The organism is Ectorhizobium quercum (assembly GCF_026552795.1).
In the GTDB taxonomy this organism is placed as follows: Bacteria; Pseudomonadota; Alphaproteobacteria; order Rhizobiales; family Rhizobiaceae; genus Ectorhizobium; species Ectorhizobium quercum.
Window position 1 is genome coordinate 80,200 of the sequence record NZ_JANFPI010000011.1, and the last position, 9,775, is coordinate 89,974.

Genomic DNA, 9,775 nt, shown 5'->3' on the forward strand with positions numbered 1-9,775 from the left:
TTCCCGCGAGGGGTCACTTGTAGATCAGCCACCCCTTGGTGAATTCCTTCTTCATCTCGTCGCTGAACTGGACGGAGCGGTTGCGGCCGCTTTCCTTGGCGCAATAAAGCGCGATATCGGCCTTGCTGTAGAGTTCGCCGGGATCGTTCGCCTGATCCGCCATGCAGAAGCCGATCGAGACGGTGATGGGGCCGTAATTGATGTTGGTGCGGGAATTGCGGAACGGGGTCGCCTCCACCGCGCTGCGCAGCCGTTCGCAGACGGCGCTGATTTCCTCGGCGGTGTTGCCCTCGAGGACGACGGCGAATTCCTCGCCGCCCGCGCGGGCGACGAAGGCCTCCTTGCGCAGGTGGGAGCGGATGACGCCGGCGACCGATGCAAGGATCTTGTCGCCGACCGGATGGCCGAACATGTCGTTGATGCGCTTGAAGTGATCGACATCGATGACGATGAGGGCCGTCAGCGTCACGTTCATCGGGTTGTCGTAGATGGACGCCAGCCTGTCGTCGAAGGCGCGGCGGTTGGAAAGCCGGGTCAGCGAATCGGTGTTGGCGATGCGCTTGTACTCGTCGAGTTCCCTGCGGACCTGATCCATCTCCGCCGAACGCTGGTTGACGTTCATGACGGTGCGCTGGCCGTGCGCCATTGTTCGTCCGGTGGCTTCCGACAGGATCCCGATCGCGTTCTGGATGATGTCGGCGCTCGACTGGCTCCTGTTCTCGATGTGGCTGTAGGTCTCGCCCAGCAGGCGGTTGTAGCTTTCGAGCGACGTCTGTTCCTGCTTGAGCACTTTCAGAAGCGCGTCCAGTTCCGCCAGGATGCGGGAATGGGCACCTTCGATGACGCCGCCCGGATTGTTGGCGAAATACTTGGCGCCGATCTCGTCGAGATCGCGCTGGGTGGCCCGGTTGCCGAGGGCGGCGAGTTCGCGGGTCAGCGTCGGATTGGAACCGATATAGGCTTCGTAGAAGAGCTGGTAGTTGCGCGGAATGGGTGCCACGCCCATCGTGCGCATTGCATATGTGATCTGGCCCGCAACGTCCGGCGCCTGGGTCTTTGCAACTGTTGCCGTGTTCATCGGCAAGCTCTCCAAAAATACGATTGCCAGAATTGGTATGCTAAATTTCTTTGAAAACAATTAATGGTTTCGACACTAACGAAGGTTTTCGCAACCTCATAAAATCGCAGCGTTTTTGCCTGGAAAGGCGCTTGCCGGGCAGGCGGCGCGTCAAACGAAAAAGCCCGCCTCCATGCCGGAAGCGGGCTTTTCCGTTCGATACGGGGGAAGGATCAGGCCTTCGGGCCGATCATGTTTTCCGGGCGGACATACTGGTCGAATTCCTCGTTGGTGAGGTATCCGCCGCCGACGGCTTCCTCGCGCAGCGTCGTGCCGTTCTTGTGGGCCGTCTTGGCGATCTTGGCGCAGGCGTCGTAGCCGAGCTTGCCGTTCAGTGCGGTCACGAGCATCAGGGAGTTCTCGACGCCCTTGCGGATGTTGTCTTCGCGGGCTTCGATGCCGACCACGCAATTGTCGGTGAAGGAGACGGCGGCGTCGCCGAGCAACTGGACCGACTGGAGGAAGTTGTAGGCCATCATCGGATTGTAGACGTTCAGCTCGAAGTGACCCTGCGAGCCGGCGAAGGTGAGCGCCGCATGGTTGCCGAAGATGTGGGCGCAGACCTGCGTCAGAGCTTCGGACTGGGTGGGGTTGACCTTGCCCGGCATGATCGAGGAGCCCGGCTCGTTTTCCGGCAGGGCGAGTTCGCCGAGACCGGCGCGCGGGCCGGAGCCGAGGAAGCGGATGTCGTTGGCGATCTTGAACAGCGCGGCGGCGGCGGCGTTGATGGCGCCGTGCGAGAAGACCATCGAATCGTGCGAGGCGAGCGCCTCGAACTTGTTCGGCGCGGTGACGAAGGACAGGCCGGTGATCTTCGAGATTTCCTCGGCGACCTTCTCGGCAAAGCCGACCGGTGCGTTGAGGCCGGTGCCGACGGCGGTGCCGCCCTGGGCAAGCTTCGAGAGCGCGGGCAGGGTCAGCTCGATGTTGGCGATGGCGGAGGCAACCTGCGCGGCATAGCCGGAGAATTCCTGGCCGAGCGTCAGGGGCGTGGCGTCCTGCGTATGCGTGCGGCCGATCTTGATGATGTGGGCGAACTGCTTCACCTTGGCTTCGAGCGCGGCGTGCAGGTGCTTCAGGCCCGGCAGCAGGTGATGGACGATCTGCTCGACGCAGGCGATGTGCATGGCCGTCGGATAGGTGTCGTTCGACGACTGGCTCATGTTGACGTGATCGTTGGGATGAACGGGCTTCTTGCTGCCCTTCTCGCCGCCGAGGATTTCGATGGCGCGGTTGGAGATCACCTCATTGGCGTTCATGTTCGACTGCGTGCCCGAGCCGGTCTGCCAGACGACGAGCGGGAAGTGGTCGTTCAGCTTGCCGTCGATGACTTCCTGCGCGGCCTCGATGACGGCGTTGCCAATCTTGGGGTCGAGACCGGCAAGCGCCATGTTGGCGCGGGCGGCCGCCTGCTTGACGATGCCGAGGGCGCGGACCACGGCGACGGGCTGCTTTTCCCAGCCGATCTTGAAGTTGCCGAGCGAGCGTTGCGCCTGCGCGCCCCAGTAGCGGTCGGCGGCGACCTCGATGGGGCCAAATGTATCGGTTTCGGTGCGGGTCGTCATGGTATCCTGCCCTTTCGTTCAAGCACTTCGCCCCATGCGCAGAAGGGCATGAGCGGCGATCCTCGGCGACGGTTATAGTGAGATGCGGGCCGCATGCAAACCCGGCCTTTGTATGAGAACGCGAAAAAATCCTAAGCGGCTGGCGGACGGCGTTTGCGGCTGCTCCGGGGGTGCGGCGCGGCGGTGAAACGGAGCGTTGCCGCCCGAAACCGATCAATCGTCAAGACCTCACAAGAAAGTCATTCGGAAAGAGGAAGGCTTGTCTTGATCCGGCGAAACGATCTGGCATTTTCCTGCCAGGGAGGGCCATGTCTCAAGGAGATCGCCTAATGAATTCGACTACCGCCCATTTTCGCGACCAGCCGTCCGGATACGGCTCTGTGTCGCGCGCCTTTCACTGGCTGATGGCGCTGTTGTTCGCCTGGCAGTTTTTCGGTGCCGCCCTGCATGCGATCAATCGTGACCTGGCCATCAGCGCGTTTTTCTGGGGCACTCACCGGAACATCGGAGCGCTGCTTTTCGTGCTCGTCTTCCTGCGCGGCGCATGGGGGCTGGCGAACATGTCCCGGCGCCCGCGCCATGAAGGGCTCGTCGGGCAGATGGCAAGCCTCGGCCACCTGGCGCTCTATGCGCTGATGGTGTTCTGTCCGTCCGTCGCGCTTTTGCGCCAATATGGCTCCGCCCGTCCTTTCGAGCCTTTCGGCCTGCCGCTGATGGCCGGTGGCGGCGAGCGGATCGAATGGATGACCGCGCTCGGCAGCGCGACTCACTCGCTTTCGGCCTGGGTGCTGCTGACCCTGGTTGCCGGTCACATCGCGATGGTTTTCGTCCACCATTTCGCCTGGAAGGACGATACGGCGCGCATGATGGTGCGGGGCGTGCGCTGAGCGCTCCCGCAAGAGGTGAGGCGGCTCCTGCGGGTGCCGCCCCACGGTTGCGATTGCGGACATGGCGCTGTCGTCATTCCCTTGCACGATGAAATCCTGCCCGAAAACGCCCGTTTTCGCGACGAAAGTCGATTAACAGCCGGTTAAGGTAAACATTCGTAAACCGATGGATATTAGTCTCCGGCGGGAGACGGGAACGGACCGGGCATTCGCGCGGAATTGATGTGCGAAAGCCCTGCCTCTTCCTTTCCATCGCACCGCCAATCGGCTAAGAGGCTTCAAAAAAGCGGGCGTCCGGACAGACACCCTGCAAGGGAACCATTCACGCATGAAAATTTCCAGAAGCGCCGCCGCAGCACTCACTCTTTCCTGCCTTGCCACGGCTGTGGCGCCGTCGCCTGCCGCGGCCTATACGCTGCTCGACATGCTGCGCGGCAATGTCAAGAACGGCAGGCTGATCGACAGGCAGGGAACGACCGAGCAATACGCGCCGGCACCGTCCCGGATGCCCGGCACCGGCAATGCCGGCTCCGCCGCCGCCAGCACGCCGAAAGTGACCGGCCCGCGCTATTACACCTACAAGCCGGACGCCGTGCGCCGGATCGCCTTCCGCGACAACGCCGCCGTGGCGGTCCCCGACAGCGAACTGACGACCGGCAGCGTGACGTCCGATCCGGATCTGCGCAGCTTCCTGTCCTCGTCTTCCGTTCTGGCGCCGGCCACCGTCGCCGATGCCGTCGAGGCTTACTACAGCGACGGCGGCGCGTTCGTGTGGGTCGAGGACGGAGGCGTGAACGAACGTGCGCGGGCCGCGCTGGCGGTGCTGGCCGATGCCGGCGCCTACGGCCTCGATGCCGACGATTACGCCGTGGTCCAGCCCGCGCTCAGCGGTGAGGCCGGCGCGGATGCCGCGGCGCTGAGCGCGTTCGAGATCGAGCTTTCCGCCCGCGTTCTGGCCTATGTCGAGGATGCCCAGCGCGGACGCGTCGATCCGAACCGGATTTCCGGTTATCACGATTTCGCCCGCAAGAAGATCAACCTTGCCCCAGTGCTGAAGATCGTGAAGGCCTCGCCCGATGTGACCGCCTATCTCGTCAGCCGCCAGCCGTCGAGTGCGCATTTTGCGGCGCTGAAGGCCGAACTGGCGCGGCTGAAGAGCGAGAACGACGAGAGCCATCGCGTCCGGATCGATCTCGAGCGTCTGCTGCGGCCCGGCCAGAGCAATCCCGAGCTTGCGAATATCGTCGAGGCCATCCGGCATCGCGGCTCGGCGGCGCTGAAGGCGCAGCATGCGGAAATCCTCTCCTCCTATGCCGGATCGCCGGACTATGCGCCGGAACTGGTGGATCTCGTGAAGGATTTCCAGCAGGAGGCCGGCCTCAAACCGGACGGCGTCGTCGGCGCCGCGACGGTGCGTGCGCTGGTGGGCGACAGCAACGATGCCAAGATCGCCAAGGTCGTCGTGGCGATGGAGCAGGCGCGCTGGCTTCCGAACGACCTCGGCAGCCGCCATGTCTTCATCAACCAGCCGGCCTATACGGCATCCTATTTCGAAGGCGGCGCGCAGCAGTTCTCGATGCGCGTCGTCATCGGTTCCAAGGCCAACCAGACCTATTTCTTCCAGGACCAGATCGAGACCGTCGAGGTCAACCCCTACTGGGGCGTCCCGCAGTCGATCATCATCAACGAGATGCTGCCCAAGCTGCGCGCCGATCCCTCCTATCTCGACCGCATGGGCTACGAGGTCGCCTTGAACGGCAGGGCCGTGCCGTCGTCCTCGGTCAACTGGTACGGTTCGACGTCGGGCCTTTCCGTGCGCCAGCCGCCGTCGAGCGACAATGCGCTCGGCGAATTGAAGATCCTGTTCCCGAACGCGCATGCGATCTACATGCACGACACGCCGTCCAAGAGCTTCTTCAACCGCGACATGCGGGCGCTCAGCCACGGTTGCGTGCGCCTTGCCGAACCGCGCCGCATGGCGGCCGCCGTGCTGGGCGTGACGGAAGAGGACGTCGGCAAGCAGATCGACGCCGGCCGGAACCGCGCCCTGCGCGTGACCGCCGATATTCCGGTCTACATCGCCTACTTCACGGCCTGGCCGGATGAGCAGGGCGTCATCCACTATTACGACGACGTCTATGACCGCGACAGCTATGTCCAGAAGGCGTTCTCCGCGACGTCGAAGGCGCGTCTGGCGAGCTGATCGCTGGCGAAGCAAGGTCTGGAGAAGGCGGCTTCAGACAGCTGGCAAACTGCCCGTCGCTCTCTTTCGTCATGCTCGGGCCTGACCCGAGCATCCATGCGGCACCCGTGGCATGGACCCTCGGCTCAAGGCCGAGGGTGACAAAAGGAGAGGGTTTGCCAGATATGCTCCAGATATGCTGAAGGCGGCGTTCGGGCCGCCTTTTGCCGTTTTCGGCGTCAGTTCAGCAGATCTTCAATCAAAGCTGGCGTCAATTCGTCGAAATGCGTGATGATCCGGTCCGCGCCGAGGGTTTCCACCGGGACGTCCGAATAGCCGAAGGGCACGGCGATCGAACGGATCGCGGCGTTCTGCGCGGCGGCGATATCGTTGACGCTGTCGCCGATCATGATCGAGCGGGCCGGCGTTCCGCCCGCCTTCTCGATGGTGCCGAGGATGTGGCGCGCATCCGGCTTGCGGAAGGCGTAGGTGTCGCCGCCGGTGATCGCCGCGAAGCGGCCCCCGAGTCCCAGTTTTTCGAGAAGCGGAAAGGTCAGGCTTTCGATCTTGTTGGTGCAGACCGCCAGCTTCATGCCGGCGCCGGCCAGCCGGTCGAGCGCCTCGACGACGCCCGGATAGGGGTGGCTGTCGCCCGGCATCGTGTCGAGATAGAAGGCCATGAAGCGGTCGAACAGGCGTGCGAGGGTGGCGTCATCGAGATCGCGCTCGTGCATGGCATAGGCGCGCCTGATCATCATGTGAACGCCCTGGCCGACGAGATGCGTCAGGTCCTCATAGGTGACGGGTTCGAGCCCTTCGGCGGTGATCGTGTGGTTGAGGCTGGCGACGAGATCGGGCGACGTATCGACGAGGGTTCCGTCGAGATCGAAGATGACGAGCGGCGCGGTATCTGGCTGGGGCATATCATGGCTTTCGTGCGTTGAATCGCGGGCGATGCAGGGCAAAATGCCTTGCCGTTCGTCTTTTTGAAAGGGGCTTTCGTTTGCATCGCGACGCGTGTAAACAGGCGGCGGTGTGAATATACGGGAGTTTTCGGCGCATGGACGCCCGCGAGATGAAAATCAAGGCCGCTGCTGTCGCGCTCGGCTTTGTGGAGGATGGAATGCGGCTCGGCATCGGCACGGGATCGACGGCCGAGGAGTTCGTCCGGCTTCTGGCCGAAAAGGTTGCCGGGGGTTTCAAGGTCCAGGGGGTTCCGACCTCCGAACGGACTGCGCGGCTCTGCCTGGAACTGGGCGTGCCGCTGAAGTCGCTTGACGAACTGCCGGAACTGGACCTGACCGTCGATGGCGCGGACGAAGTCGATTCCGCGCTGCGTCTGGTAAAGGGCGGCGGCGGAGCGTTGCTGCGTGAGAAGATCGTCGCCAGCGCGTCGGAACGGATGATCGTGATCGCCGACGAGACAAAGCTGGTTGAGACGCTTGGCAAGTTTCCGCTGCCGGTCGAGGTCAATCCGTTCGGTCTCGCCGCGACCCGGATTGCGGTGGAGAAGGCAGCGGCCAGGCTCGGCCTGTCGGGCGAGATCCGGCTGAGGCAGTCCGGCGACGGCGTTTTCGTAACCGATGGCGGCCATTACATCCTCGACGCATCTTTTGGCCGCATTCCTGATGCAGAGGCACTCTCCGATGCCCTTCACGCCATTCCCGGCGTGGTCGAGCACGGGCTTTTCATCGGCCTTGCCGATGCCGCCGTCATTGCCGGTGCCGAAGGCGCCACGGTGATCGAGGCCGAGGGGTGATCCGCACGGGACACCTGAAACGGGATTGAGGCCTGTGGGACAGGCCCGGCGCAGCCGGCCAGCAATGCCCGGGCGGCATTTTCGAGAGGGCCGATCGCCTTGCGCTTTGCCGCCGTGCGACCGGATACGACTTTAATGAGACAGGAGCTAGAAAACCTCATGATCAGATTTGCGGGTGTCGGCCGCGCCGCCGTGATCGCCGTTCTACTGTCGGGCATCGCCATGACCGTTCCGGCCCGGGCGCAGGAGCCTTCAGAGGAACAGATCAAGGCCGCGCGCGAGGCAATCACCGCCCTCGGCGTGACCGATCAGTTCGACAACATCCTGCCGATGATCGCCGAACGGCTGAAGGCGGCGCATATCCAGACCTATCCCGACCTGCAACAGCAGATCAGCGATATCGTCGACGAGAAGGCGCTGGCTCTCGTGCAGCGCCGTGCCGATCTGGAGCGGGAATCGGCAGCGATCTACGCCAAGACCTTCTCGGTTCAGGAACTGAACGACATCGCCGCCTTCTACCGGACGGAAGCGGGCAAGAAGCTCCTGAAGGACGGGCCGATCGCGATGCGCGAACTGTTGCGCGCCGCCGATATCTGGGGCGCGGGTATCGACCGCGATCTCAACACCTCCGTCGCGGAGGAATTGCAGAAGGTCGTTTCGGCTCCGGTTCCGGCGGAAGGGACCACGCCCGGCGCCACCGCGCCCAACAACTGAGTTTCGGCGGCGATATCTGACGCTGTCGAAGGAGCCCGGCATGGCCGGGCTCTTTTCGTCTCGGTGGAACAGTGGCCGTGTTCGATTCGCGGCCGCCCACGCTACCTGCCGGCAAACGACCATGTTCCGTGGCCGTTTCGGCGTAGTGGAGTGTCGCGGCTTCGGGGCTTCGGGACGGCCGCTCGGGGCGATCCGGCGCTGGCATCCGCGTGCGGAAAATCAGCAACTTGGTCCATGCGACAGCATGCCGTGCAATCGCCATACGCTTTAGGTCTTGCGCATTGCTTGCGAAAGCCTTAAACGGCCAGACCAAACCGGTTCGCCGGGTCAACCACCTTACGGATCACAGGAAGAATAAAATGGCAAAGAGCAAGTTTGAGCGGACGAAGCCGCACGTTAACATTGGTACGATCGGGCACGTTGACCACGGCAAGACGTCTTTGACGGCTGCGATCACGAAGTTCTTCGGGGAGTTCAAGGCGTACGACCAGATCGACGCCGCTCCGGAAGAAAAGGCGCGCGGCATCACGATCTCGACGGCACACGTCGAGTACGAGACGGCAAACCGCCACTATGCGCACGTCGATTGCCCCGGCCACGCCGACTACGTGAAGAACATGATCACGGGTGCTGCGCAGATGGACGGCGCGATCCTGGTGTGCTCGGCCGCCGACGGCCCGATGCCGCAGACGCGCGAGCACATCCTGCTGGCCCGTCAGGTCGGCGTTCCGGCGATCGTGGTGTTCCTGAACAAGGTCGACCAGGTGGACGACCCGGAACTTCTGGAACTGGTCGAGCTTGAAGTCCGCGAGCTTCTGTCGTCCTACGACTTCCCCGGCGACGATATCCCGATCATCAAGGGTTCGGCTCTGGCCGCTCTTGAAGATTCGGACAAGACGATCGGTGAAGACGCGATCCGCGAGCTGATGGCCGCCGTCGACGCCTACATCCCGACGCCCGAGCGTCCGATCGACCAGCCGTTCCTGATGCCGATCGAAGACGTGTTCTCGATCTCCGGCCGCGGCACGGTTGTGACGGGCCGCGTCGAGCGCGGGATCGTCAAGGTCGGTGAGGAAGTCGAGATTGTCGGCATCCGTCCGACGTCGAAGACGACGGTGACGGGCGTGGAAATGTTCCGCAAGCTTCTGGACCAGGGGCAGGCCGGCGACAACATCGGCGCGCTGGTTCGCGGTGTGAACCGTGACGGTGTCGAGCGTGGCCAGATCCTGTGCAAGCCGGGTTCGGTTAAGCCGCACAAGAAGTTCAAGGCTGAAGCCTACATCCTGACGAAGGAAGAGGGCGGCCGTCATACGCCGTTCTTCACGAACTACCGTCCGCAGTTCTACTTCCGCACGACGGACGTGACGGGGATCGTTACGCTTCCGGAAGGCACGGAAATGGTGATGCCGGGCGACAACGTGACGGTCGACGTCGAGCTGATCGTTCCGATCGCGATGGAAGAGAAGCTGCGCTTCGCGATCCGCGAAGGCGGCCGCACGGTCGGCGCCGGTATCGTCGCCTCCATCGTCGAGTAATCCCCGACAGGGGGGG

8 protein-coding genes are annotated in these 9,775 nt (G+C 63.4%); 5 read left to right on the top strand and 3 right to left on the bottom strand.

The window, feature by feature from the left end:
• Positions 1-13 precede the first annotated feature (13 nt).
• Positions 14-1,078, bottom strand: a complete 1,065-nt coding sequence (locus tag NOF55_RS22265) for a GGDEF domain-containing protein (RefSeq protein ID WP_306413327.1) — start codon at positions 1,076-1,078, stop codon at positions 14-16.
• 212 nt (positions 1,079-1,290) lie between these two features.
• Complete coding sequence (gene fumC, locus NOF55_RS22270) at positions 1,291-2,682, bottom strand: class II fumarate hydratase (RefSeq protein ID WP_306413328.1); 1,392 nt, start codon at positions 2,680-2,682, stop codon at positions 1,291-1,293.
• Positions 2,683-3,011: 329 nt separating this feature from the next.
• Between fumC and NOF55_RS22275 the strand changes: the two genes are divergently transcribed.
• Together NOF55_RS22275 and NOF55_RS22280 are read left to right on the top strand one after the other, a co-directional pair.
• Positions 3,012-3,569 (top strand): cytochrome b, encoded by a 558-nt coding sequence (locus tag NOF55_RS22275; RefSeq protein WP_306413329.1) that lies wholly within the window; start codon positions 3,012-3,014, stop codon positions 3,567-3,569.
• Positions 3,570-3,897: 328 nt separating this feature from the next.
• A complete protein-coding gene (locus NOF55_RS22280) occupies positions 3,898-5,772 on the top strand; it encodes a L,D-transpeptidase family protein (protein ID WP_306413330.1) in 1,875 nt (624 codons plus the stop codon).
• 218 nt (positions 5,773-5,990) lie between these two features.
• On the opposite strand, the gene NOF55_RS22285 is transcribed toward NOF55_RS22280, so the two are convergent.
• Positions 5,991-6,674, bottom strand: coding sequence for an HAD family hydrolase (locus NOF55_RS22285; protein WP_306413331.1), 684 nt, complete (start codon positions 6,672-6,674; stop codon positions 5,991-5,993).
• Positions 6,675-6,811: 137 nt separating this feature from the next.
• Between NOF55_RS22285 and rpiA the strand changes: the two genes are divergently transcribed.
• The 3 genes from rpiA to tuf all read left to right on the top strand — a co-directional run bounded on the left by rpiA (position 6,812) and on the right by tuf (position 9,759).
• Positions 6,812-7,510, top strand: coding sequence for a ribose-5-phosphate isomerase RpiA (gene rpiA, locus NOF55_RS22290; protein ID WP_306413332.1), 699 nt, complete (start codon positions 6,812-6,814; stop codon positions 7,508-7,510).
• A 159-nt stretch (positions 7,511-7,669) separates the two neighbouring features.
• Positions 7,670-8,224, top strand: a complete 555-nt coding sequence (locus NOF55_RS22295; protein ID WP_306413333.1) for a DUF2059 domain-containing protein — start codon at positions 7,670-7,672, stop codon at positions 8,222-8,224.
• A 359-nt stretch (positions 8,225-8,583) separates the two neighbouring features.
• Complete coding sequence (gene tuf / locus NOF55_RS22300) at positions 8,584-9,759, top strand: elongation factor Tu (protein WP_306411659.1); 1,176 nt, start codon at positions 8,584-8,586, stop codon at positions 9,757-9,759.
• The last annotated feature ends 16 nt before the right edge of the window (positions 9,760-9,775 follow it).